18 protein-coding genes and 2 tRNA genes are annotated in these 24,447 nt (G+C 54.0%); 10 read left to right on the top strand and 10 right to left on the bottom strand.

The features are described 5' to 3' along the window. Positions 1-106 precede the first annotated feature (106 nt). Genes ptrA through recD form a run of 3 tightly spaced genes read left to right on the top strand, consistent with a single transcriptional unit; the run spans position 107 to position 8,365 of the window. The gene (gene ptrA / locus NBA72_RS04100) at positions 107-2,995 is read left to right on the top strand and encodes a pitrilysin (RefSeq protein WP_001607828.1); all 2,889 of its coding nucleotides are present in this window, start codon (positions 107-109) and stop codon (positions 2,993-2,995) included. Next, on the top strand, positions 2,988-6,533 hold the full coding sequence (gene recB, locus NBA72_RS04105; RefSeq protein WP_042948837.1) for an exodeoxyribonuclease V subunit beta: 3,546 nt from the start codon (positions 2,988-2,990) through the stop codon (positions 6,531-6,533). The genes ptrA and recB overlap by 8 nt, the downstream gene beginning before the upstream one ends. Beyond that, positions 6,530-8,365: an exodeoxyribonuclease V subunit alpha gene (recD, locus tag NBA72_RS04110; protein WP_042948838.1), complete on the top strand. Its 1,836-nt coding sequence runs from the start codon at positions 6,530-6,532 to the stop codon at positions 8,363-8,365. Before recB ends, recD begins: the two co-directional genes overlap by 4 nt. A gap of 102 nt (positions 8,366-8,467) precedes the next feature. On the opposite strand, the gene argA is transcribed toward recD, so the two are convergent. Then, the gene (argA, locus tag NBA72_RS04115) at positions 8,468-9,799 is read right to left on the bottom strand and encodes an amino-acid N-acetyltransferase (protein ID WP_000588964.1); all 1,332 of its coding nucleotides are present in this window, start codon (positions 9,797-9,799) and stop codon (positions 8,468-8,470) included. A gap of 232 nt (positions 9,800-10,031) precedes the next feature. On the opposite strand from argA, the gene amiC reads away from it, so the two are divergent. Next, positions 10,032-11,285, top strand: coding sequence for an N-acetylmuramoyl-L-alanine amidase AmiC (amiC, locus tag NBA72_RS04120; protein WP_000011919.1), 1,254 nt, complete (start codon positions 10,032-10,034; stop codon positions 11,283-11,285). A gap of 109 nt (positions 11,286-11,394) precedes the next feature. Here the strand turns inward: amiC and NBA72_RS04125 are convergent. Next, positions 11,395-11,471: transfer RNA gene (locus NBA72_RS04125), tRNA-Met, on the bottom strand. A gap of 29 nt (positions 11,472-11,500) precedes the next feature. After that, a tRNA-Met gene (locus NBA72_RS04130) sits at positions 11,501-11,577 on the bottom strand. Between the two features lie 207 nt (positions 11,578-11,784). Between NBA72_RS04130 and mltA the strand changes: the two genes are divergently transcribed. Next, on the top strand, positions 11,785-12,882 hold the full coding sequence (gene mltA / locus NBA72_RS04135) for a murein transglycosylase A (RefSeq protein WP_000678626.1): 1,098 nt from the start codon (positions 11,785-11,787) through the stop codon (positions 12,880-12,882). Between the two features lie 109 nt (positions 12,883-12,991). Next, on the top strand, positions 12,992-13,798 hold the full coding sequence (gene tcdA / locus NBA72_RS04140; protein WP_000117748.1) for a tRNA cyclic N6-threonylcarbamoyladenosine(37) synthase TcdA: 807 nt from the start codon (positions 12,992-12,994) through the stop codon (positions 13,796-13,798). A 51-nt stretch (positions 13,799-13,849) separates the two neighbouring features. Here tcdA and rarD read toward each other — a convergent pair whose 3' ends face one another. The 3 genes from rarD to csdA all read right to left on the bottom strand — a co-directional run bounded on the left by rarD (position 13,850) and on the right by csdA (position 16,685). Beyond that, the gene (gene rarD / locus NBA72_RS04145) at positions 13,850-14,737 is read right to left on the bottom strand and encodes an EamA family transporter RarD (protein ID WP_014343890.1); all 888 of its coding nucleotides are present in this window, start codon (positions 14,735-14,737) and stop codon (positions 13,850-13,852) included. A gap of 299 nt (positions 14,738-15,036) precedes the next feature. After that, complete coding sequence (gene csdE / locus NBA72_RS04150) at positions 15,037-15,480, bottom strand: cysteine desulfurase sulfur acceptor subunit CsdE (RefSeq protein ID WP_000184198.1); 444 nt, start codon at positions 15,478-15,480, stop codon at positions 15,037-15,039. Further along, positions 15,480-16,685, bottom strand: a complete 1,206-nt coding sequence (gene csdA, locus NBA72_RS04155) for a cysteine desulfurase CsdA (protein WP_000991068.1) — start codon at positions 16,683-16,685, stop codon at positions 15,480-15,482. Before csdA ends, csdE begins: the two co-directional genes overlap by 1 nt. A gap of 192 nt (positions 16,686-16,877) precedes the next feature. Between csdA and NBA72_RS04160 the strand changes: the two genes are divergently transcribed. The 4 genes from NBA72_RS04160 to rlmM all read left to right on the top strand — a co-directional run bounded on the left by NBA72_RS04160 (position 16,878) and on the right by rlmM (position 19,876). Then, positions 16,878-17,105, top strand: a complete 228-nt coding sequence (locus tag NBA72_RS04160; protein ID WP_000750393.1) for a YgdI/YgdR family lipoprotein — start codon at positions 16,878-16,880, stop codon at positions 17,103-17,105. Between the two features lie 346 nt (positions 17,106-17,451). Further along, a complete protein-coding gene (gene gcvA / locus NBA72_RS04165; protein ID WP_000044409.1) occupies positions 17,452-18,369 on the top strand; it encodes a glycine cleavage system transcriptional regulator GcvA in 918 nt (305 codons plus the stop codon). Between the two features lie 18 nt (positions 18,370-18,387). After that, positions 18,388-18,783: a DUF423 domain-containing protein gene (locus NBA72_RS04170; protein WP_000203913.1), complete on the top strand. Its 396-nt coding sequence runs from the start codon at positions 18,388-18,390 to the stop codon at positions 18,781-18,783. Next, on the top strand, positions 18,776-19,876 hold the full coding sequence (gene rlmM, locus NBA72_RS04175) for a 23S rRNA (cytidine(2498)-2'-O)-methyltransferase RlmM (protein ID WP_001045499.1): 1,101 nt from the start codon (positions 18,776-18,778) through the stop codon (positions 19,874-19,876). Before NBA72_RS04170 ends, rlmM begins: the two co-directional genes overlap by 8 nt. A 58-nt stretch (positions 19,877-19,934) precedes the next feature. Here the strand turns inward: rlmM and fucR are convergent, their stop codons facing one another. The 4 genes from fucR to fucI form a co-directional block, all read right to left on the bottom strand. Continuing rightward, on the bottom strand, positions 19,935-20,645 hold the full coding sequence (fucR, locus tag NBA72_RS04180) for an L-fucose operon activator (RefSeq protein ID WP_000642331.1): 711 nt from the start codon (positions 20,643-20,645) through the stop codon (positions 19,935-19,937). Positions 20,646-20,702: 57 nt separating this feature from the next. Continuing rightward, positions 20,703-21,125 carry an L-fucose mutarotase gene (gene fucU, locus NBA72_RS04185; protein ID WP_000920848.1) on the bottom strand — a complete coding sequence of 141 codons (423 nt, stop codon included), beginning with the start codon at positions 21,123-21,125 and terminating at the stop codon, positions 20,703-20,705. Between the two features lies 1 nt (position 21,126). Further along, positions 21,127-22,545 carry an L-fuculokinase gene (gene fucK / locus NBA72_RS04190; protein WP_042948839.1) on the bottom strand — a complete coding sequence of 473 codons (1,419 nt, stop codon included), beginning with the start codon at positions 22,543-22,545 and terminating at the stop codon, positions 21,127-21,129. Between the two features lie 100 nt (positions 22,546-22,645). Next, positions 22,646-24,421, bottom strand: a complete 1,776-nt coding sequence (gene fucI, locus NBA72_RS04195; RefSeq protein ID WP_042948840.1) for an L-fucose isomerase — start codon at positions 24,419-24,421, stop codon at positions 22,646-22,648. Between the last annotated feature and the right edge of the window lie 26 nt (positions 24,422-24,447).

Below are 24,447 nucleotides of genomic sequence, written 5' to 3' on the forward strand. Positions count from 1 at the left end.
AAAGATGCTGCCTGGTTCAGCACAATAATATCCCGTTCTGCTCAGGTCGATGGTTTACGTGGCCATACAGATGAGTGGGAATGAAAGTTAATGATGAGGTCCGTGAATGCCCCGCAGCACCTGGTTCAAAGCGTTATTGTTATTGGTCGCCCTCTGGGGGCCTGCAGTTCAGGCGGATATCGGTTGGCAACCGCTGCAAGAAACTATCCGTAAAAGCGATAAAGATACCCGGCAGTATCAGGCGATACGTCTTGATAATGACATGGTGGTGTTGCTGGTATCCGATCCGCAGGCTGTAAAGTCGCTTTCTGCGTTAGTGGTGCCCGTTGGATCGCTTGAAGATCCTGAGGCTCATCAGGGGCTTGCTCATTATCTTGAGCATATGTGCCTGATGGGGTCAAAAAAATATCCGCAGGCGGATAGCCTTGCCGAATACCTTAAAAGACATGGCGGTAGCCACAACGCCAGCACCGCGCCTTATCGAACAGCCTTCTACCTGGAGGTTGAAAACGACGCGCTTCCAGGCGCCGTAGATCGCCTGGCCGACGCCATTGCCGCGCCATTGCTCGATAAAAAATACGCCGAACGCGAACGAAACGCGGTGAATGCCGAGCTGACGATGGCGCGCACCCGCGACGGTATGCGTATGGCGCAGGTAAGCGCCGAAACCATTAACCCGGCGCATCCAGGCTCGCACTTTTCTGGCGGCAATCTGGAAACGCTAAGCGATAAGCCGGGAAATCCGGTGCAACAGGCGTTGATCGCTTTTCATGAAAAATACTATTCAGCTAATCTGATGAAGGCGGTGATTTACAGTAATAAACCCTTGCCGGAACTGGCGCGTATTGCCGCCGCAACCTATGGTCGCGTGCCGAATAAACAGATTAAAAAACCGGAAATTAACGTACCTGTCATCACCGAGGCGCAGAAGGGCATCATTATTCATTACGTACCGGCGCTACCGCGTAAAGTGCTGCGCGTGGAGTTTCGTATTGATAACAATAGCGCGCAGTTCCGTAGCAAGACCGATGAACTGGTCTCTTATCTGATTGGCAATCGTAGCCCGGGGACGCTCTCTGACTGGCTGCAAAAACAAGGACTGGTCGAAGGTATTAGCGCGGATTCCGATCCGATTGTTAATGGTAACAGCGGCGTATTTGCCATTTCGGCAACGCTGACCGATAAAGGTTTGGCCAATCGTGATGAAGTCGTCGCAGCTATATTTAGCTATCTCAATACGTTACGTGAAAAAGGGATAGACAAACGTTACTTTGACGAGCTGGCGCATGTGCTGGATCTCGACTTCCGCTATCCGTCGATTACCCGCGATATGGACTATGTCGAATGGCTGGCGGACACTATGATCCGCGTCCCGGTAGCGCATACGCTGGATGCGGCGAATATCGCCGATCGTTACGATCCTGCCGCTATCAAAAATCGCCTGGCGATGATGACGCCGCAGAATGCGCGCATCTGGTACATCAGTCCCCAGGAACCCCATAATAAGATTGCGTATTTTGTGGATGCGCCTTATCAGGTCGATAAGATTAGCGAACAGACGTTTAAAAACTGGCAGCAAAAAGCACAGGGCATTGCGTTGTCGCTACCGGAGTTAAACCCCTATATTCCTGATGATTTTACGCTTGTGAAGAATGACAAAAACTACGTGCGGCCAGAACTGATTGTCGATAAAGCGGATTTGCGCGTGGTTTATGCGCCGAGTCGTTATTTCGCCAGCGAGCCAAAAGCTGACGTGAGCGTGGTATTGCGTAACCCGCAGGCGATGGACAGCGCCCGCAATCAGGTACTGTTCGCCCTTAATGATTATCTGGCGGGAATGGCGCTCGATCAGCTCAGCAACCAGGCGGCAGTGGGCGGCATTAGCTTTTCCACTAACGCCAACAATGGTCTGATGGTCACTGCGAACGGTTATACCCAGCGTTTGCCGCAGCTTTTCCTGGCGCTGCTGGAAGGATATTTTAGCTACGACGCCACGGAGGAACAGCTGGCGCAGGCGAAATCCTGGTATACGCAGATGATGGATTCTGCGGAGAAGGGAAAAGCCTACGAACAGGCGATTATGCCAGTGCAGATGATTTCGCAGGTGCCTTATTTTTCCCGTGATGAACGTCGCGCTTTGCTGCCGTCCATTACGTTGAAAGAGGTGATGGCCTATCGTAATGCGTTAAAAACGGGCGCTCGTCCGGAATTTCTGGTTATAGGGAATATGAGCGAAGCCCAGGCGACCTCTCTGGCGCAAGATGTTCAAAAACAGCTCGCGGCGAACGGATCGGCGTGGTGTCGTAACAAAGACGTGGTGGTTGAGAAAAAGCAGTCCGTAATATTTGAAAAAGCGGGCAGTAGCACCGACTCCGCGTTAGCCGCGGTCTTTGTCCCGGTCGGCTACGACGAGTATGTCAGCGCCGCCTACAGCGCGATGTTAGGTCAGATTGTTCAACCGTGGTTTTACAATCAGCTACGAACCGAAGAGCAACTGGGATACGCCGTTTTCGCCTTTCCGATGAGCGTTGGCCGTCAGTGGGGAATGGGATTCCTGCTACAGAGCAACGATAAACAGCCCTCTTACCTGTGGCAACGCTATCAGGCATTTTTCCCTGACGCCGAGGCGAAGCTGAGGGCGATGAAGCCGGAAGAGTTCGCCCAAATTCAGCAGGCGATCATTACGCAAATGCGCCAGGCGCCGCAAACGTTGGGCGAAGAAGCATCCCGTTTAAGCAAGGATTTCGATCGGGGTAATATGCGCTTTGACTCGCGTGATAAAATCATCGCTCAGATAAAATTGCTGACGCCACAAAAGCTTGCCGACTTCTTCCACCAGGCGGTGGTGGAACCACAAGGTATGGCAATATTGTCACAGATTGCTGGTAGCCAGAATGGAAAAGCAGAATACGTGCATCCGACAGGCTGGAAAGTGTGGGATAACGTCAGCGCATTGCAGCAAACGTTACCTCTAATGAGCGAAAAGAATGAATGATGTCGCCGAGACTCTTGATCCTCTGCGCTTGCCCCTTACAGGCGAGCGTCTGATTGAAGCATCAGCGGGCACAGGCAAAACGTTTACTATCGCGGCGCTGTATCTGCGGTTATTGCTCGGTTTAGGCGGCAGTGCCGCATTTCCCCGTCCGTTGACCGTTGAAGAACTGCTGGTGGTAACCTTTACGGAGGCCGCCACTGAAGAGCTGCGTGGGCGAATCCGCAGTAATATCCATGAGTTGCGCATCGCCTGTCTGCGGGAAAGCACGGATAATCCGCTGTATGCCCGCTTGCTGGAAGAAATTAGCGACAAAAAGCAGGCCGCGCAGTGGTTATTACTGGCGGAACGACAAATGGACGAGGCCGCGGTCTTTACCATCCACGGTTTTTGCCAGCGTATGCTCAGCCTGAACGCTTTCGAATCCGGTATGTTGTTTGAGCAACAGCTTATTGAAGACGAATCTTTGTTGCGTTATCAGGCCTGCGCCGATTTCTGGCGGCGTCATTGCTATCCGCTGCCGCGCGACATCGCGCAGGTGGTGTTTGACGTGTGGAAGGGACCGAAGGCGCTCTTAAAGGATATCGATCGTTATCTGCAGGGCGAAGCGCCGGTCATTAAAGCGCCGCCATCGCAGGAGGAGACGCTGGCATCGCGTCATGAACAGATCCTGGCGCGCATCAACCAGGTGAAGCAGCAGTGGTGTGAGGTGGTTAGCGAGCTGGACGCGCTGATCGAATCATCCGGCATCGATCGCAGAAAGTTCAACCGCGGCAATCAGGCGAAATGGATCGAAAAGATCACCGCGTGGGCGCAAGAAGAGACGAAAAACTATCAATTACCCGAGGCGTTGGGAAAATTTTCACAGCGTTTTTTAGCTGAGCGCACCAAAGCTGGCGGCGTGACGCCCCAGCACCCATTGTTTGTCGCCATTGATAACCTGTTGGGCGAACCGCTATCGATTAAAGATCTGGTTCTTACCCGAGCGCTATCAGAGATCCGTGAAACGGTGGCTCAGGAAAAACGCCGGCGCGGCGAGCTGGGGTTTGACGATATGCTCAGCCGTTTAGATACCGCGCTGCGTAGTGAAAGCGGCGAGGCGCTGGCTGCGGCGATTCGTACCCGTTTTCCGGTGGCGATGATCGATGAATTTCAGGATACCGACCCACAACAGTACCGTATTTTTCGCCGTATCTGGCGACATCAACCCGATACGGCGCTATTGCTGATTGGCGATCCTAAACAGGCGATTTATGCGTTTCGTGGCGCGGATATCTTTACCTACATGAAGGCTCGCAGCGAAGTGAGCGCGCACTATACCCTTGACACTAACTGGCGCTCCGCGCCGGGGATGGTGAATAGCGTTAACAAGCTGTTCAGTCAGATGAATGACGCCTTTATGTTCCGCGATATTCCCTTCAGTCCGGTAAAGTTTGCGCCCAGAAACCAGTCGCTGCAATTTAAAGTGAATGACGCGCCTCAACCGGCGATGACCCTGTGGCTAATGGAGGGAGAAAGCTGCGGTTCGGGCGATTATCAAAGTTATATGGCGCAGGTGTGCGCCACACAAATTCGCGACTGGCTGCGTGCCGGGCAAACGGGCGACGCGCTGCTGACGAACGGCGATTCGTCGCGGCCCGTTCGCGCCTCGGATATTAGCGTGCTGGTGCGCAGCAGGCGGGAAGCCGCGCTGATACGGGATGCGCTGACCTTACTGGCGATCCCCTCCGTCTATCTTTCTAACCGCGACAGCGTATTCGAAACGCTCGAAGCGCAGGAGATGCTGTGGGTGTTGCAGGCGGTGATGGCGCCCGAACGTGAGAATACGCTGCGTAGCGCTCTGGCGACATCAATGATGGGCCTTACCGCGCTGGATATCGAAACGCTTAACAATGATGAAAATGCGTGGGATGCGGTTGTCGAAGAGTTTGATGGCTACCGACAGATTTGGCATAAACGCGGCGTGATGCCTATGCTGCGCGCGCTAATGTCGGCGCGCAATATTGCTGAAAACCTGCTGGCGACGGCGGGAGGTGAACGTCGGCTGACGGATATTCTGCATATTAGCGAGCTGTTACAGGAAGCCGGTTCGCAGCTGGAAAGCGAACATGCGCTGGTGCGTTGGCTGGCGCAGCATATCCTTGAACCCGATAGCAATGCTTCCAGCCAGCAACTACGTCTGGAAAGCGATAAGCATCTGGTGCAAATCGTCACCATTCATAAATCGAAAGGTCTGGAATACCCGCTGGTCTGGTTACCTTTTATCACCCATTTCCGCGTGCAGGACCAGGCTTTTTATCACGACAGGCACTCCTACGAGGCGGTGCTGGACCTTAGTCACGCCGAAGAGAGCGTAGCACTGGCGGAAGCCGAGCGCCTGGCGGAAGACCTGCGCCTACTTTATGTCGCGCTGACCCGTGCAGTGTGGCATTGCAGCCTCGGCGTCGCGCCGCTGGTGCGGCGTCGCAGTGATAAGAAAGGCGAGACGGATGTGCACCAAAGCGCGCTTGGGCGACTCCTGCAAAAAGGCGAACCGATGGATGCCGCAGGCCTTCGCGCCTGTATTGAGGCGCTATGCGACGAGGATATCGTGTGTCGAACGCCAGGCAATACGGATAACGACCGCTGGCAAATTGCCGCTGCATCGCACGCGGAACTCAGCGCCAGAACGCTGCAACGCCTGCTTTATGATAGCTGGCGCGTCACCAGTTATTCCGGTTTGCAGCAGCGGGGACATAGCGTGGCGCAAGATCTTATTCCTCGTCTCGACATTGACGCCGCAGGCGTTGGCGAAGCGGCGGAAGCGCCGGCAATGACGCCGCATCACTTTCCTCGCGGGGCATCGCCGGGAACATTTTTGCACAGCCTGTTTGAAGAGCTTGATTTTACTCAACCGATAGACCCCCAATGGGTACAGGAAAAACTGGAGCTGAGTGGTTTTGAAACGCGATGGGAGCCCGTACTTACCCGCTGGCTGGACACCGTGTTACACGTTCCCCTTAACGAGACGGGCGTTAGTCTGAGCGTGCTGACCGAGCGTGAAAAACAGGTCGAAATGGAGTTTTATCTGCCGATTGCCCAGCCGCTTACCGCCGGAGAGCTGGATGCGTTGATTCGTCGGTACGACCCGCTTTCAGCAGGTTGCCCTGCGCTGGATTTCATGCAGGTTCGCGGCATGTTAAAGGGCTTTATCGACCTGGTTTTTCGTTATGAGGGGCGCTATTACCTGCTCGACTATAAATCTAACTGGCTGGGCGAGGATAGCGCCGCTTATACCCAGACGGCGATGGCTGCGGCGATGCAGGCGCATCGCTATGATTTGCAGTACCAGCTTTATACGCTGGCATTGCACCGTTACCTTCGTCATCGCATGGCGAATTACGACTATGAACGCCATTTCGGCGGCGTCATCTATCTCTTTTTACGCGGGGTGGATAGCGAACGTCCGCAGCAGGGTATTTTTACCACTCGTCCTGCGGCGGCGTTAATTAACCAACTGGATGATATGTTTGCAGGTGAAATGAGTGAGGAGGCGCAATGACAATCCAGGAGCGGTTGCTGGAGGCCGTTGAACAAAAACTCTTACGGCCCATTGATGCCCAGTTTGCTTTAACCGTCGCCGGTAACGACGATCCCGCCGTGACGCTGGCGGCAGCGCTGCTTAGTCATGACGCAGGTGAAGGTCACGTGTGTCTGCCGTTGTCGCGTTTAACGTTAACAGAGGAGGCGCATCCCTTACTGGTCGCCTGGATAAGCGAAACGGCTACGCCAATTGACTGGAAAAAGCGGTTACTGGCGTCTGCGGCGGTTAGCTGCGGCGATAGCCCCGCGCCGTTAATTCTGTGCGGCGATCGCCTCTACCTGAATCGCATGTGGTGCAACGAGCGTACGGTTGCGCGCTTTTTTAACGAGGTTAACCAGGCCATCGCCGTAGATGAAGATCAGTTATCCCGTATTCTGGACGCGCTATTCCCTCCGACAGACGAGGTGAACTGGCAAAAGGTGGCCGCCGCCGTAGCGCTAACTCGCCGTATCTCCGTGATTTCAGGCGGTCCCGGCACCGGTAAAACCACCACCGTCGCGAAGCTGCTGGCGGCATTAATTCAAATGGCGGATGGCGAACGTTGCCGTATCCGGCTGGCGGCGCCGACCGGGAAAGCGGCCGCACGCCTGACGGAGTCGCTCGGCGCGGCGTTGCGTCAGCTTCCTCTTACCGATGCGCAGAAAAAGCGTATACCGGAGGACGCCAGTACGCTGCACCGACTGCTGGGCGCACAGCCCGGCAGCCAGCGATTACGCCATCATGCGGGCAACCCGCTGCATCTGGACGTGCTGGTGGTCGATGAAGCATCAATGATTGATTTGCCGATGATGTCACGTTTGATTGACGCTCTGCCGCCGCACGGGCGGGTCATTTTTCTTGGCGATCGCGATCAGTTGGCATCCGTTGAGGCGGGCGCTGTGTTGGGCGATATTTGCGCCTATGTCAACGCAGGGTTTACGGCGGAACGCGCCCGACAGCTAAGTCGACTCACAGGGAGCGCCATTCCGGCGGGGGCCGGAATGCAAGCCGCGTCTTTACGCGATAGCCTCTGTTTGTTGCAAAAGAGCTACCGTTTCGGCAGCGATTCTGGCATCGGCAAGCTGGCGGCGGCGATTAACTGCGGCGACAGGTCGGCAATCCAGGCTGTTTTTCAGCAGGGGTTTAGCGATATAGAGAAGCGTACATTGCAAAGCAGCGACGATTATGCCGGGATGCTGGATGAAGCGCTGGCGGGCTATGGTCGCTACCTGCGGTTGCTGCATGAAAAAGCGGCGCCGGAGGCAATCCTGCAGGCTTTCAATGAGTATCAACTGCTTTGCGCGCTGCGCGAAGGCCCATTTGGCGTGAGGGGATTGAATGACCGCATTGAGCAGGCGATGGTGCAGCAACGAAAAATTCAGCGACACCCGCATTCTCGCTGGTATGAAGGGCGTCCGGTAATGATTGCGCGCAACGATAGCGCGCTGGGGTTATTTAACGGCGATATTGGTATTGCGCTCGATCGCGGGCAGGGGTTACGCGTCTGGTTTGTGATGCCGGACGGCACGATCAAATCCGTTCAGCCCAGCCGTCTGCCGGAACATGATACAACCTGGGCGATGACGGTACATAAATCACAGGGGTCTGAATTTGATCACGCCGCGCTGATTTTACCCAGCCAACGTTCGCCGGTCGTGACGCGGGAGCTGGTGTATACCGCTGTTACGCGGGCGCGGCGGCGGTTATCGCTGTATGCCGATGAACGGATCCTGGCAGGCGCGATTGTGACGCGTACGGAGCGGCGCAGCGGATTAGCCACCTTATTTGATGAAGTCAGTCGTACCGGATAAGACGAGTTCTCGCCGGATGGCGACGCGTAGCGTCTTATCCGGCCTCCAAATGATGATTTCGAGCGTAGGCCTGATAAGCGCAGCGCTATCAGGCCCCCCTCGTTATCCTAAATCCGCCATCAGCACCTTTGAACGTCGCTGATAGTTATACATTTTTTTCTTGCTCTCAGGCAGTAACTCAATATCGACAGGCGTGAAACCGCGCTCCTGGAACCAGTGAATACTGCGCGTCGTCAGCACAAACAATTTACGCAGCCCCATTTGCCGCGCCTGGGCGGCAACCCGCTCCAGAAGCACTTCTCCACGCGATGAGCTGCGATAATCCGGATGCACCGCAACGCAGGCCATTTCGCCTATTTTCTCTTCCACAAAAGGATACAGCGCCGCGCAGGCGATAGTCATATTATCGCGCTGAATAATGGTAAATTTATCGATCTCCATCTCCAGTTGTTCACGGGAACGGCGTACCAGAATGCCCTGCTGTTCCAGTGGGCGGATAAGCTCCAGAATACCGCCAATATCGTTGATGGTGGCGCGGCGGATCTGCTCGGCGCTCTCCATGACGATCTGCGTACCGATACCATCACGCGAGAACAGTTCCTGTAATAGCGAGCCATCTTCCTGATAGCTGATCAGATGGCAACGACGAACGCCGCTACGACAGGCTTTTACCGCGCCGCGCAAAAAACGTACGGTACCGGAGTTGTAATCGCCCTGCGCTTCCAACTCTTCCACCCGCGCCTGCGCTTCATTCGGGAAGAGTTCAGAAATGATGCCGCCCTCGCTATTGGTAACGCCCTGAGAAGAACAGAAACCGATCATTTTCTCCGCTTTCAGTTTAACGGCGAGTTGAGTGGCAATCTCTTCTGAGGTCAGATTAAAACTTTCGCCGGTCACTGAGACGGCGACCGGCCCCATCAGAACGATCGCGCCGTTATCCAACTGGCGGTTGATCGCATCTTCATCAATGCGCCGGATACGGCCGCTATGACAGTAGTCCACGCCATCATCAACGCCCAGCGGCTGCGCAATGGTGAAATTGCCACTGACGACATTAATGTGCGCGCCCTGCAACGGCGTATTGTTCAGACTCATCGACAGACGGGCGGTAATATCAAGCTGGAGTAAACCGGCGGCCTGTTTCACCAGCTCCAGTGCTTTGGCGTCCGTCACCCGCGTGTTTTTGTGGTAAATCGGTTCATGATGATGCGCGGCCAGATTGGCGTCGATTTGCGGTCGCGCGCCATACACCACGACAAGGCGAATACCGAGGCTATGCAGTAGCCCGATATCGCTAACGATGCTGGAAAAATTGTCATGCTCAATGGCTTCGCCGCCGAGCATAATGACAAAGGTTTTTCCGCGATGGGTGTTGATATAGGGAACTGAATGGCGAAACCCTTCTACCAGTTCGGTTTTACGTTCCTTTATCATTGCGCGCCCCACTAGTGAATTATTATTCGAAATTAGTGTATTTTTATTCTGTTTTTGCTCTCTGTGCAAGCGTAAATTTTATGCGGTCCGATCGCTTTTCTTAGTAATGCCGTGAATATAAAAAGAATGTTTACCCTTTTATAGATGACAGATTATGCGTCATTCGCTAAAGTTTCCGGTCAATTTGGATGAACTTTGTATGATCTCTATTTAGTTTTTGCTCGGGAGAAGCATGTCGGGAGCCAATTCAGCAATCAGCCGTCGCCGTTTACTACAAGGCGCGGGCGCCATGTGGCTATTAAGCGTGAGCCAGGTCGGGCTGGCTGCCGTAAGCCAGGTCGTTGCGGTGCGTATCTGGCCTGCGTCCAGCTATACCCGCGTCACGGTAGAGTCGAATCGTCTGCTGAAATATAAACAATTTGCCTTAAGTAACCCGGACCGCGTGGTAGTAGATATTGAGGATGTGAATCTGAACTCGGTGCTTAAAGGCATTGGCGCGCAGATTCGCAGCGACGATCCGTATATCAAATCCGCAAGGGTAGGGCAGTTTGATCCTAAGACTGTGCGTATGGTCTTTGAGCTAAAACAAAACGTGAAGCCGCAGCTATTTGCGCTGGCGCCTGTGGCAGGCTTTAAAGAACGTCTGGTGATGGATCTTTATCCTGCCAATGCGCAGGATATGCAGGATCCGCTGCTGGCGCTGCTGGAAGACTACAATAAAGGCGATCTGGATAAGCAGGTGCCGCCTTCGCAAAGCGGGCCGCAGCCCGGTAAAGCGGGGCGCGACCGCCCCATTGTTATTATGCTTGATCCGGGACACGGCGGCGAAGACCCCGGCGCGATAGGCAAATACAAAACGCGTGAAAAAGACGTGGTGCTCCAGATAGCCCGCCGCCTGCGCGCGTTGATCGAAAAAGAAGGCAACATGAAGGTCTATATGACGCGCAATGAAGACATCTTCATTCCGTTAAAAGTCCGGGTGGCGAAAGCGCAGAAACAGCGCGCCGACCTGTTTGTCTCTATTCATGCGGATGCCTTCACCAGCCGGCAGCCTAGCGGTTCATCCGTATTCGCGCTATCGACCAAAGGCGCCACCAGTACCGCGGCGAAATATCTGGCGCAAACGCAGAACGCCTCGGACTTAATTGGCGGCGTGAGCAAAAGCGGTGACCGTTATGTCGACCATACGATGTTCGATATGGTGCAATCGCTGACCATTGCCGATAGTTTGAAATTCGGTAAAGCGGTGTTGAAGCAGCTTGGTAAAATTAATGACCTGCATAAAAACAAGGTCGAGCAGGCGGGGTTTGCGGTGTTAAAGGCGCCCGATATTCCGTCTATTCTGGTCGAGACGGCGTTTATCAGTAACATTGAAGAAGAACGCAAGCTCAAGACCGCGACGTTCCAGCAACAGGTCGCAGAGTCGATTCTGGCGGGCATTAAAGCGTATTTTGCCGATGGGGCGACGCTGGCGAGAAGAAGTTAACCTGAGATGACGGCGAGTTTATTGCGCGGGTAAGTAGGATGCTGCCCGCACTGTCGTTGCGGACCAGACGACAGATACAAAAAAACACCCGTAAGGGTGTTCATTAAGTTGGTTGCGGGGGCCGGATTTGAACCGACGACCTTCGGGTTATGAGCCCGACGAGCTACCAGGCTGCTCCACCCCGCGTCCGTCTAAACTTGCATTCTCATTGTAATTGGTTGCGGGGGCCGGATTTGAACCGACGACCTTCGGGTTATGAGCCCGACGAGCTACCAGGCTGCTCCACCCCGCGTCCGTGGATGCGCACTATACTCCGCTGAGCTTTTGTTGCAACCCTTTTTTCATATAAATCGCTAATTTCTCATGAATTGCGCAAATACACCGCAGATAGCGCGATTTTTAAACGAATTTACATAATGAGATCGCGATCGCATTTCATTACTTCGGACGGTTTGTTATCTTCACCGGGCACTTTCGATTACGCAGAAGACGAGACACCATGAAAGGACGTTGGGCAAAATATGTGGCGACAGGCGTAATGCTGGCAATGCTGGCTGCCTGTTCATCAAAACCGACCGATCGCGGTCAGCAATATAAGGACGGGAAATTTACCCAGCCCTTCTCCCTGGTAAACCAGCCGGACGCGGTGGGCGCGCCGATTAATGCTGGTGACTTTGCCGAGCAGGTCAACCAGATCCGTTCCGCGTCGCCGCGTTTATACACCAATCAAAGCAACGTCTATAACGCTGTCCAGAACTGGTTACGTTCCGGAGGCGATACGCGCACTATGCGCCAGTTTGGTATTGATGCCTGGCAGATGGAAGGCACCGACAACTACGGTAACGTCCAGTTCACGGGCTACTATACGCCCGTCGTTCAGGCTCGCCATACGCGCCAGGGCGCGTTCCAGTACCCTATCTATAGTATGCCGCCAAAACGCGGACGCTTACCGTCCCGCGCCCAGATCTACGCAGGCGCGCTGAGCGATAAGTACATCCTGGCCTGGAGTAATTCGCTGATGGATAACTTTATTATGGATGTCCAGGGCAGCGGTTATATTGATTTCGGTGATGGTAGTCCGCTGAACTTCTTTAGTTATGCCGGTAAAAACGGCTGGCCTTATCGCAGTATTGGTAAAGTGCTTATCGATCGCGGTGAAGTGAAAAAAGAAGATATGTCGATGCAGGCTATACGCGAATGGGGAGAGAAGCACAGCGAAGCGGAAGTGCGTGAATTACTGGAGCAGAACCCGTCGTTCGTCTTCTTTAAGCCGCAATCTTTTGCGCCGGTCAAAGGCGCCAGCGCTGTACCGCTGATTGGGCGAGCATCCGTCGCCTCCGACCGCAGCATCATTCCGCCTGGCACGACCTTGTTGGCGGAAGTACCGTTGCTGGATAACAACGGTAAATTTAGCGGTCAGTATGAGCTACGTTTGATGGTCGCGCTGGATGTCGGCGGAGCGATTAAAGGCCAGCACTTTGATATTTACCAGGGAATTGGCCCGGATGCCGGGCATCGTGCCGGATGGTATAATCACTATGGTCGCGTCTGGGTGTTAAAAAGCGCGCCGGGCGCCGGTAACGTGTTTAGCGGCTGATTGTGGTATTCTGCGACAACCGGATTGCCCGATAACGCGATCGCTATCGGGCCTGAAAATAGTGAGCAGGGGTGAGGAATAACCTCACCTTTTTTTATTCTGAGGTCATATGTCAGTGGTGATAAGTGATGCCTGGCGCCAACGCTTTGGCGGCACCGCGCGTCTGTACGGTGAAAAAGCGCTGCAGCGGTTTGCTGAGGCGCATATCTGCGTCGTAGGAATCGGCGGGGTGGGATCATGGGCGGCAGAGGCGCTGGCGCGTACGGGCATCGGCGCGATTACGCTGATTGATATGGACGATGTCTGCGTGACCAATACGAACCGCCAGATCCATGCGTTGCGTGATAACGTCGGGTTGGCGAAAGCGGAAGTGATGGCCGAACGGATTCGGCAAATTAACCCGGAGTGCCGGGTAACGGTTATCGATGATTTCATCACGCCGGATAACGTGGCGGGTTATATGAACGCGGGTTTTACCTATGTCATTGACGCCATTGACAGCGTTCGTCCAAAAGCCGCGCTGATTGCGTACTGTCGCCGATATAAGGTTCCTTTAGTGACCACTGGCGGCGCGGGCGGGCAGATCGATCCGACGCAAATCCAGGTCGCTGATTTGGCGAAAACCATCCAGGATCCGCTGGCGGCAAAACTGCGTGAGAGATTGAAACATAATTTTGGCGTAGTGAAGAACAGTAAAGGTAAGCTGGGCGTGGACTGCGTTTTTTCCACTGAAGCGCTGGTTTACCCACAGGCGGACGGTTCCGTATGCGCGATGAAAGCTACCGCAGAAGGGCCAAAACGGATGGATTGCGCCTCTGGCTTCGGCGCGGCGACGATGGTGACGGCAACGTTCGGTTTTGTCGCCGTTTCCCATGCGCTGAAGAAGATCATGGCTAAAGCGGCGCGACAAGAATAAAAGGACGGGGCGGAGTGTCACGCAGACGCGTATCCGGCCCTGCGCCCTTTGTTAGCGAAAGAAGCGCTGTACCCTGCCGAACACCGGTTTCAGACGGGCGCGGAGATAATGGGAATATAAATTTTCAGATATGCATAGAAACAACCCGAACCATACTGCACAAAAGCAGAGCAGTTCCGCGTAATTAATGTGCTCGCCAAATATCATAATGGCAAGTAAGAACTGTAAAGACGGCTCTATATATTGCGCCAGTCCGGTGACAATCAACGAGGTGTGATTTAACGCGATGGCAAATAATACCAGTGGAATGATTGTCACTGGCGCCGTCATAACATACAAAAAGAAAGGAGTATTAGCGGATATAATTGGTCCAGTATCGCTAAAGAGAAAAATTAATAGTGAGACAGGCAATGCCCATAATGTTTCAATCGTTATCGATGTCATCACATCATAATGTATAAACTTTCGCGCCAGGCCATATAGCGCAAATGATAATCCCATGGTTAGCGCCAGCGCCGGGAAATGCCGAAGCATGATAATTTGAAAAGTCAGGCCACAGACACCGGAAAAAACGGCGATGGCCTGAAACAACGACAGTTTTTCTTTAAGGAAAATGCATCCCAGTGCAATAACAAATAGCGGGTTGATAAAATAGCCGAGGCTGGCATCAAGTACCAGATGATGGGTTAGCGCATAAATAAAAGATGACCATGAGACAATCATCAAAAGTCCGGCGATCATGCAGAAGAAAAAAGATTTTTTATCTTTCCAGGCATCATGAAATCGCGTTCGCTGCCGAAATAACAATCTTACTGCCAGTAATAATGGAATTGACCAGAACACCCGGTATATCAATATTTGTGCGAGGTTCCCCCCTGATAAATATTGATAATATAAAGGTGTTAACCCCCATAATATAAATGCCAGTACCACAAACATGGTACCGCTACGCAGATATTTTTCCACTTATCCATATCCTGTTATAACTTCACCCGATGCGTATGAATTTTCCAGTTCTCCTGCTACGCTACATCGAGTGGCTTTATTTACTCTAAAATCTTCACGCCGTTTTAACATGGATTCTAACATTGTAATTTCATTGTGATAGCTGATAAAAATCAAAAGAATGCTTATCAGGGAAATCTGACGCCGAAACTAATAAAGTGACTGGATTATTTTATCTGCATCGCCTGACCGCCGCGGACGGCGCTGTCAGGCGACAGAATATTTACGCTATTTCAACCCTTATGCGTTGCGGCAACAATCGCTTCGCTCAGCGCGTTCAGCCCCTGACTACGTGAGGCGCTAAGCTGGGCGCGTAAACCCAGCTCATCAAATAGCGCCAGCGGTGAACGAGCCTGTAGTTCGGCGGCGTTTTTTCCTTCCACCGCGGTGAGCAATACCGCCAGCAGGCCGCGGACAATCCGCCCCTCACTGTCGCCGAAAAAGTGCATCGTTCCGTTATCTGATCGGGTAAAGCCCAGCCAGACGCGGTTCTCGCAGCCGGCTATCTCTTTCGCCTGCGCTTTGCATTCATCCGGCAGAGCGGGGAGCTGTTTTCCTAACAGAATCAACTGACGATATTTATCCTCCCACTGGGTCAGCGGGAGAAAGATAGCGCGTAACGTCTCTTCCGTTACCGTTGTGCCGAACGGGTGTCCGGTATAAAGAGGGTTTGTCATTAATCCACCAGCAGTTCCAGCGCGCGGTCAACGGCGTTAACCAACGCATCCACATCATGTTGGGTATTATACGGCGCAAAAGAGGCGCGCAGAGTCCCTGTGACGCCAAGTTCCGCCAGCAATGGCTGGGCGCAATGTTGCCCGGCCCGGAGCGCAATACCGTATTCCGCCAGCAGTGTCACCATATCGCCGTGGTGCACGCCGACAAAATCAAAGGCCAGCAGGCTGGAGTCCTGGCAGCGGAACGAACGAAAGCCCGGACGTTTCGCCAGTGCGTCTTCCGCCAGCGTCGCCAGCCCGCGGCTCCAGTTTTCGGCCTGTTCAATATCGATATCGGACAGCCATTCCAGCGCAGCGCTCAGGCCGATGACCCCGGCGACGTTCGGCGTCCCCGCTTCCAGCTTCCAGGGAGCGCTTTGAGTGGTGAAGCCTTCAAAGCTAACGTCACGGATCATCTTGCCGCCGCCGAGCCAGGGCGACATCGCCTCAAGAAGCTCCGGCTTACCGTACAGCACGCCGATACCGGTCGGGCCATACAGTTTGTGAGCGGAAAAAGCATAAAAATCGATATCAAGCTGCTGGACATCCGCCGGGAAGTGTACCGCGCCTTGCGCGCCATCTACCATCACGACCATTCCCGCTGCGTGAGCGGCGCTGATAGCGCTTGCGAGATCCGGACAGCCGCCCGTTACGTTCGACATTTGCCCCAGCGCCAGAATCCGGCTGCGCGACGTGATCAGTTCCGGCAGACGCTCAACATCAGGAAGACGCCGGTCATTAAGCGGCAGTTTTATGACCTGCGCGCCGGTTTGTTGCGCCACCATCAGCCAGGGCACAAGGTTGGCGTGATGCTCGGCGACGCTAACGATAATTTCATCGCCGGGGCGCAGACGAGGACGGGCGTAACACTGCGCCACCATGTTGATCGCTTCGGTGGTGCCGCGTGTCCAGACGATACTTTTTTCATCGGGTGCGTTTAACAGTCGCGCTGCTTTTGCTCTGGCCGCTTCATATTGCGCCGTCAGGCGCTGCGCCTGCGCAAACTGGCTACGATGAACATTACCGGCGCTCAAATAATAAAACTGGTGCGTGGCGTCAATGACTGCCTGTGGCTTTAATGCCGTGGCGGCGCTATCGAGATAAACACCCGCATCGGCTAGCGCGGGAAACTGCGCGCGAAACTGCGTGGGATTAAAAGCGTTCATGATATTCCTCGGTTCAGTTTACCGATCGTGGCGTAAAAGCGCGGCTGATACAAGGTTTGTCCTAACCATCGGAATCGTCTGTATATCCTGGCGAATTATGTAAAGGAGGTTATGCTGAATAATGTTAGGCGAATGTTTAAGCCTGTTACGGAGTCCGCTTTAAATAGCACAAACAGCTTTAAGGAGAAGAAGATGAAAAAGACTGCCGCAATTATCTCTGCATGTATGCTGACTTTTGCCCTGAGCGCCTGTTCCGGTCCTAATTACGTTATGCACACCAATGATGGACGTAGCATTGTGACCGACGGTAAACCCCAGACCGATAACGATACCGGTATGATTTCGTATAAAGACGCTAATGGCAACAAACAGCAGATCAATCGTACTGACGTGAAAGAGATGGTGGCTCTGGAAAACTAACCGTTTGTTATACAAAAAAAAGCACCGCAATATGGCGGTGCTACATTAATCACTATGGACAGACAGGGTAAATGTACAGGAAGTGAAAAAGGGTAGTCTCGCTACCGTGGTCTGAATCGCAGACCAATTGCAAACACAACAACACAACATCACAACCGTAAGCCAAAAGCCCATCAGAACACGCATTCCGATAAAACTTTTCGTTCCGGCTCAGGAAGTGCCGCCACTATAGGTATTTGCTGGTAGAACCTCAACGGACAATTTATAATGTCTCAGATTAAAAAAACTAATAGGTTACATATTGTTACCCATTTGTTAAATTCATTCGACATTAAGTCCAGAGGCCATGTCAAAACGATTACCTCCTTTAAATGCGTTACGCGTTTTTGATGCTGCCGCGCGCCATTTGAGCTTTACGCGAGCAGCGGAAGAACTTTTTGTGACGCAGGCCGCAGTAAGCCACCAAATTAAGTCACTTGAGGATTTTTTGGGGCTAAAACTGTTCCGCCGCCGCAATCGTTCGCTGCTGCTGACGGAAGAAGGCCAAAGCTATTTTCTCGACATTAAAGAGATATTTTCCCAGCTCACGGAAGCAACGCGTAAGCTCCAGGCGCGCAGTGCCAAAGGGGCGCTGACGGTGAGTTTACCGCCCAGTTTTGCCATCCAGTGGCTGGTGCCCAGGCTCTCCAGCTTTAACTCAGCTTATCCGGGAATTGACGTTCGGATACAAGCCGTTGACCGTCAGGAAGATAAACTGGCAGACGATGTCGATGTCGCGATTTTTTATGGCCGGGGAAACTGGCCGGGCTTGCGCGTCGAAAAATTATACGCAGAATATTTACTGCCCGTCTGTTCTCCTTTATTACTCACAGGCGAAAAACCGTTAAAAACGCCGGAAGATCTGGCGAAACACACGCTATTGCACGACGCCTCCCGGCGTGACTGGCAGGCCTATACTCGTCAGTTAGGGCTCAACCATATTAACGTTCAGCAAGGGCCGATATTTAGCCACAGCGCGATGGTGCTACAGGCCGCTATTCACGGACAGGGGATCGCGCTGGCGAATAATGTTATGGCGCAGTCGGAAATTGAAGCCGGGCGACTGGTGTGTCCATTTAACGATGTTCTGGTGAGTAAGAATGCTTTTTATCTGGTTTGTCATGACAGCCAGGCAGAACTGGGTAAAATAGCCGCCTTCCGTCAGTGGATTTTGGCGAAGGCGGCGACGGAGCAAGAAAAATTCCGTTTTCGTTACGAACAATAATTAACTTAGGGTATGACCATGACCAGCCGTTTTATGCTGATTGTCGCCGCTATCAGCGGTTTTATTTACGTTGCTCTGGGCGCGTTCGGGGCGCATGTTTTGAGTAAAACCCTGGGCGTGGTTGAAATGGGCTGGATTCAGACCGGCCTGCAATATCAGGCGTTCCATACGCTGGCGATCTTTGGCCTGGCGGTGGCGATGCAGCGCCGTATCAGCATCTGGTTTTACTGGAGCAGCGTTTTTCTGGCGCTGGGCACGGTGCTGTTTAGCGGCAGTCTGTACTGCCTTGCGCTTTCGCATCTGCGCCTGTGGGCGTATATCACGCCTGTCGGCGGCGTCAGTTTCCTGGTGGGCTGGGCGCTATTGCTGATTGGCGCCATTCGTATGAAACGTAAGGGCGCGAGCCATGAATAAAGTTGTATTGCTCTGCCGTCCGGGGTTTGAAAAAGAGTGCGCTGCAGAAATTACCGATAAAGCGGGAAAACGGGAAATATTTGGTTTTGCACGCGTAAAAGAGAACGCAGGCTATGTCATTTATGAATGCTACCAGCCGGAAGATGGCGAAAAGCTGATTTCAGAACTGCCGTTCAGTTCGCTGATTTTCGCCCGCCAGTGGTTTGTGGTGGGTGAACTGCTGCAACATTTACCGCCGGAAGACAGAATTACGCCGGTTGTCGGCATGTTGCAGGGCGTAGTGGAAAAGGGCGGCGAGCTGCGAGTTGAAGTCGCCGACACCAATGAAAGTAAAGAACTGATGAAGTTCTGCCGCAAATTTACGGTGCCGCTGCGCGCGGCTTTGCGTGATGCGGGCGTATTGACGAATTATGAAACGCCGAAGCGTCCGGTCGTTCATGTCTTTTTTATCGCGCCAGGATGCTGCTATACCGGTTATTCGTTCGCGCATAACAATTCACCGTTTTATATGGGCATCCCGCGTTTGAAGTTTCCGTCTGATGCGCCGAGCCGCTCAACGCTGAAACTGGAAGAGGCGCTCCACGTTTTCATCCCGGAAGATGAGTGGGATGAACGTCTGGCGAACGGCATGTATGCGGTGGATTTGGGCGCCTGTCCCGGCGGATGGACGTACCAGTTAGTGAAGCGCAATATGTGGGTCTACTCCGTAGATAACGGCCCGATGGCGCAAAGCCTGATGGACACCGGACAGGTGACCTGGTTGCGTGAGGATGGCTTCAGGTACCGTCCGAACCGGAATAATATTTCATGGATGGTCTGCGATATGGTGGAGAAGCCGGCCAAAGTCACCGCGTTAATGGCGCAGTGGCTGGTGAACGGCTGGTGTCGGGAGACGATTTTTAACCTTAAACTGCCGATGAAAAAACGCTATGAAGAGGTGTCGCATAATCTGGCGTATCTTCAGGCGCAGTTGGATGAGCATGGCGTTAATGCGCAGATCCAGGCACGTCAGCTTTATCACGATCGCGAAGAAGTGACGGTGCACGTGCGTCGGTTGTGGGCGGCTGTTGGCGGACGTCGCGACGAGCGATAAAAACGCGCTGCCGTCATCCGGCGCGTCATCAGCGCCGGATGGCGCACGCCTATCCGGCCTATGACTGCGGCGCATCTGAAACAATATGCGTCACGTCATCCAGATGGCCGATGCGCGCCTCTCCTGAACGATTAAATTTACTTTTATCAATCAATAATAAAGACTGCGAGGCGCGTCTGAGCAGGATAGATTTAAAATCGGCGTTGATCGCATTGGAGTCCCACAGATCGCCGCCGCTGTCGATCCCCTCGCAGGAAAAGATGAACAGATCGATATCAAGCGATTTTAGCTGTGAGATAAGCGACGGATTAACGTAACAGCCATATTTACGTTCAAGCTGGCCGCCGGAACTTATCAGCGCAATGCGTTCGCGTTTTCCCAGTTCCTGACAGATAGGATGGCTATTGGTAAAAACCTGAATGGGAATATCCGGCAACTGGCGGGCCAGATACCAGCAGGTTGAACTGGCATCCAGCGCAATCGTCATTCCTTCTTCTATCCACGCTAACGCTTCACGGGCAATATCGGCTTTATGCGCATAATGGCTTTTCAGGCGGATATGGAATGGATCGCCGCTGTCCTGATTTTCACGATGAATATATTTAGCTCGTCCGTGATTACGCAGCACTTTTCCCTGCGTCTGTAGTTCACTGAGATCGCGGCGGATGGTCTCTTTACTGACGTTAAGCCGGGTGGCCAGCGCTTCGGTGGTCAGACTTTTATGATTGATCAGCAGATCGACTATCGCTTGTTGGCGTGCCGCTTTCATTTTTCTCACCCCATCATTCGATGAACGCCCGCGTCATGCGGGCGTACCGGCAAGAGATTACGGCGTTACCCCTTTTTTTAAAAGAATATTTCCGTACTTCGCGCACTCACCTGTGATAACGATCGCAAACGCTTTTTGCGCCCGCTCATAAAACGCATAGCGGTCGATACGAACGATATCCGGGCACGGCGCTTCTAATGACAAGGCATCGCGATAGCGCGCTTCAACGCTGGGATCGAGCGTGTCGCCTTCCACGGCGGCCATCATCACCAGCGGCGGGGCGTAGCTATCCAGCTCAAAGAGCGGAATAATTGCCCGCAGTAGATCGCTGACGCTAAGACCATCGGCGCGAATCACCTGCGGGCCCAGGCTATGCGCGGGAAAGTGAGCGTCGGAAAAAATGATTTCGTCCCCGTGGCCCATCTCGGCCAGCACTTTGAGCAGTGTCGGGGAAATTAACGGTGAAATGGTTTTTAGCATTTCATACTCCCTTAATAATTTCAGGTTCGGTTTGCGGCCAGAAATAGCGATACTGATAATTGACCTGCGCGCGCGCCTGTTCCGGGCTACTAAATTCGCCTACGCCGTACCAGCCAAACATGGCAGCGCCGGCCACGGTGGTTTCCGCGTCGTCCAGCACCTTGATAGGGATATCAAGCTGATTCGCTTTAATTTGATTCCATAAAGCGTTGCGACTGCCGCCGCCAACCAGTAACAGTTCTGTGGCGTTAAAATGGCCGATTTTCTCCAGCGTGCGCAGATTACGCTGAAGTTGCGCCGTCAGGCCTTCCAGCGCGGCGCGATAGAAATGGCCGCGGGTGGTATTGAGCGTCACGCCCTGCCAGCCTGCATTTTGGCAGGCGAGCAGATCGCACTGCATCCGTACGCCTTCCGCGCCAGCGGGAATAGCGCGCGCTTCGTCGATCAGCGTTTGCCATGGCGTTTCCGGCGTCCACAGCAGTTTTCGTACCCATTCGAGTACACCGGAGGCCAGCCACTGCATTCCGGGGTTATAAAGCCCCGACTGACTGTCCAGTTCACAGGTCGAGCCCGGATACTGACTGAGCAGCGAGGTATCCACCTGACCGCTGCGCACCATCAGAATCTCCCATGTTCCGGAGGAGAGCACCGGTTCACCTTGCTGCGCGCCAGCGCCGAATAACGCGAACTGAGTATCGTGTCCGGCAGAGATCACTGGCACACCCGCCGGGAGACCGAGTAGCCTGGCCGCGTCTGTCTGTAGCGTGCCTATCGGGGCGCCCGCTTCCACGATACGCGGGAACAGGCGGCGCGCCAGGCCCGTCGCCTGCAGGATTTCCGGACTAAAGTCGCGCTGATGGATATCCAGGAGCTGGCTGGTGCCTGCCATAGTGATATCGGTCGTAAACTCGCCGGTCAGACGGTGGTTAATCAGCGACGAGATAAACAGCCAGCAGTGAGCTTGTTCCAGCAGGCGCGGATGATTCTCTTTAAGCCAGACCAGTTTATACAGCGTGTTAAAGCTGAACGCGCCGACGCCGGAGAGCGTCTGCAATTGCCGGGGCGAGATAAAGCGCTCAATCGTTTCCATCACGGCAGCGGTTCGCGGGCATTTCCAACTGATGACCGGGTAGAGCAGCTTACCCTGCGCATCGACCAGCGCGCCATCGACGCCGAACGTAGTCACCGTAATACCGCGAACAACACACTCCGACAGGGCGCTGGAGAGTGACCTGCAGCAGTCGGCGAAACGTTGCAGGATGGCGTCCAGCGACCACTGATGCCAGGCGCTATTTTCTGCGGCAATGTCGCTGGCGTTAGCGGTTGAGGCGCGGGCGACAATTTTCCCCTGGCGATCAACGGCGATCGCCCGAACGTTTGTCGCACCGCAGTCGAGAACCAGGATAACGTCTTGTTTCATAGATAACTCCATAAACGCCGCCCGATGGCGCTACGCTTATCCGGCCTACGGTTCACGCGCCCGTAGGCCCGGTAAGCCTGCGCCACCGGGCTAAGCCGCATTAACGTTTATACAGCGGGCCATAATTCTGGCAGGCGCGATAATCCTGGCCTTCGATATCCATACCGTGAGCTGCCCAGGCGGAAGGACGGTAGATCTTCGCCTCCTCCACGTTGTGCATACATACCGGGATACGCAGCATCGCGGCGAGAGTAATAAAGTCCGCCCCTACATGACCGATGGTGAGTACGCCGTGGTTAGCGCCCCAGTTCGCCATCACCGAATAGACATCGGTAAACGGGCCTTTGCCGGTAAGACGCGGCGCAAACCAGGTAGTAGGCCAGGTAGAGTTGGTGCGGGCATCAAGCTGATCGTGCATCGCTTTCGGCAGTTCGACGCTCCAGCCCTCGGCGATTTGCAGTACTGGTCCCAGGCCTTTAATGATATTCACGCGGGTCATGGTGAATGGCACGCCGCCTTCGGTCAGGAAACGGGATGAGTAGCCGCCGCCGCGGAAGTATTCGTGAATCGCCGGGCACCATTCGGTGGCCGCCAGACACGCATCCGCCTCTTGTTGGCTGATTTCCCAGTGTGGTTTCATGGTCGGCTTGCCTTCGCTGTCGCGCTGTTTACAGGCACCGTCCAGAGCGGCAGAACCGGAATTAATCAGGTGAATAATGCCGTGTTCCGCCAGGCCGCTGAGCGCCTGGCCGGTGACGCGTTCTACGGCTTCCGGCGACCAGTAGGTTCGCACGTCGGCGAATATCTGCGCTGTACCAGTGAGTTGATGGCCGAACAGCATCGCTACGCCGTTCAGACTGTCATTTTCGGTGGCGACGACAAACGGTTCGCGTACGCCATTCCAGTCAAAAGAGCTATTGAGCAGCGCTTCGGCGGTATCGCCGTTCGGGTATTGATCGGTCCAGTGGCGCTGGCCCTGGAAGCCGGCGGCAATGGCGTTGTAGCCCAGCGATTCTTCAACTAACCCTTTGTCCGCCAGCGTCTTGTTGCCCTGCATCATGTCGCGAATACACATCGCCATCAGCAGGCTCTCTTTTAGCACCGCGCGGTTCTGGGCTTCATTGCGCTTATACTGCGAGGCGTTCTGATCTTCGCCGTAGCGGAAGTTTTTATCCGCCCACGCCAGCGCCATCTCCAGTTCGGCCTCATCATAAATTTTTTGATCGATACGGCGGCGCAGTTCGGTCATATCTACCGCTTGCACCTTCATGCCCAGCCAGGATTCAAAGAAGTTATGATCGACAATGGAACCCGCGATCCCCATCGACACGCCGCCGACGGAGAGGTAGCTTTTGCCTTTCATGCTGGCTACCGCTAACCCTGCCCGCGTAAAACGCAGCAGTTTTTCTTCGACATCGGCGGGAATGGAGGTATCGTCGGCATCCTGCACATCATGGCCATAAATGGAGAACGCCGGAATGCCTTTCTGGCTGTGCGCCGCCAGCGCCGCGGCAAGGTAAACCGCCCCAGGACGCTCTGTGCCGTTAAAGCCCCAGATGGCTTTCGGACGCATCGGGTCCATATCAATGGTTTCGCTGCCATAGCACCAGCACGGCGTAACGGTAATGGTCACGCCCACGTTCTGGCTACTGAATTTTTCTTCACAGGCGGCGGATTCCGCCATTCCGGCAATACAGGTATCCGCAATGACGCACTCCACCTGTGCCCCACAGGCGTGGCGGATTTTCTCGGTGATGAGCGCCGCCGTCGCTTTCGCCATGTTCATGGTTTGCTCTTCGAGCGACTCGCGTACGCCCATACGACGTCCATCAATCACCGGGCGGATACCGATTTTCGGTAAGCTGATTTTTTTCATGACAGATTCCTCACGTTATTCGGATA

This window comes from Salmonella sp. NW1250 (genome assembly GCF_051812965.1).
In the GTDB taxonomy this organism is placed as follows: Bacteria; Pseudomonadota; Gammaproteobacteria; order Enterobacterales; family Enterobacteriaceae; genus Salmonella; species Salmonella enterica.

Bases quoted from the DNA above. Each gene is read 5' to 3' on its own strand.
- ptrA (WP_001607828.1), top strand. From the start codon at position 107: ATGCCCCGCAGCACCTGGTTCAAAGCGTTATTGTTATTGGTCGCCCTC.
- recB (WP_042948837.1), top strand. From the start codon at position 2,988: ATGAATGATGTCGCCGAGACTCTTGATCCTCTGCGCTTGCCCCTTACA.
- recD (WP_042948838.1), top strand. From the start codon at position 6,530: ATGACAATCCAGGAGCGGTTGCTGGAGGCCGTTGAACAAAAACTCTTA.
- argA (WP_000588964.1), bottom strand. From the start codon at position 9,799: ATGATAAAGGAACGTAAAACCGAACTGGTAGAAGGGTTTCGCCATTCA.
- amiC (WP_000011919.1), top strand. From the start codon at position 10,032: ATGTCGGGAGCCAATTCAGCAATCAGCCGTCGCCGTTTACTACAAGGC.
- mltA (WP_000678626.1), top strand. From the start codon at position 11,785: ATGAAAGGACGTTGGGCAAAATATGTGGCGACAGGCGTAATGCTGGCA.
- tcdA (WP_000117748.1), top strand. From the start codon at position 12,992: ATGTCAGTGGTGATAAGTGATGCCTGGCGCCAACGCTTTGGCGGCACC.
- rarD (WP_014343890.1), bottom strand. From the start codon at position 14,737: ATGTTTGTGGTACTGGCATTTATATTATGGGGGTTAACACCTTTATAT.
- csdE (WP_000184198.1), bottom strand. From the start codon at position 15,480: ATGACAAACCCTCTTTATACCGGACACCCGTTCGGCACAACGGTAACG.
- csdA (WP_000991068.1), bottom strand. From the start codon at position 16,685: ATGAACGCTTTTAATCCCACGCAGTTTCGCGCGCAGTTTCCCGCGCTA.
- NBA72_RS04160 (WP_000750393.1), top strand. From the start codon at position 16,878: ATGAAAAAGACTGCCGCAATTATCTCTGCATGTATGCTGACTTTTGCC.
- gcvA (WP_000044409.1), top strand. From the start codon at position 17,452: ATGTCAAAACGATTACCTCCTTTAAATGCGTTACGCGTTTTTGATGCT.
- NBA72_RS04170 (WP_000203913.1), top strand. From the start codon at position 18,388: ATGACCAGCCGTTTTATGCTGATTGTCGCCGCTATCAGCGGTTTTATT.
- rlmM (WP_001045499.1), top strand. From the start codon at position 18,776: ATGAATAAAGTTGTATTGCTCTGCCGTCCGGGGTTTGAAAAAGAGTGC.
- fucR (WP_000642331.1), bottom strand. From the start codon at position 20,645: ATGAAAGCGGCACGCCAACAAGCGATAGTCGATCTGCTGATCAATCAT.
- fucU (WP_000920848.1), bottom strand. From the start codon at position 21,125: ATGCTAAAAACCATTTCACCGTTAATTTCCCCGACACTGCTCAAAGTG.
- fucK (WP_042948839.1), bottom strand. From the start codon at position 22,545: ATGAAACAAGACGTTATCCTGGTTCTCGACTGCGGTGCGACAAACGTT.
- fucI (WP_042948840.1), bottom strand. From the start codon at position 24,421: ATGAAAAAAATCAGCTTACCGAAAATCGGTATCCGCCCGGTGATTGAT.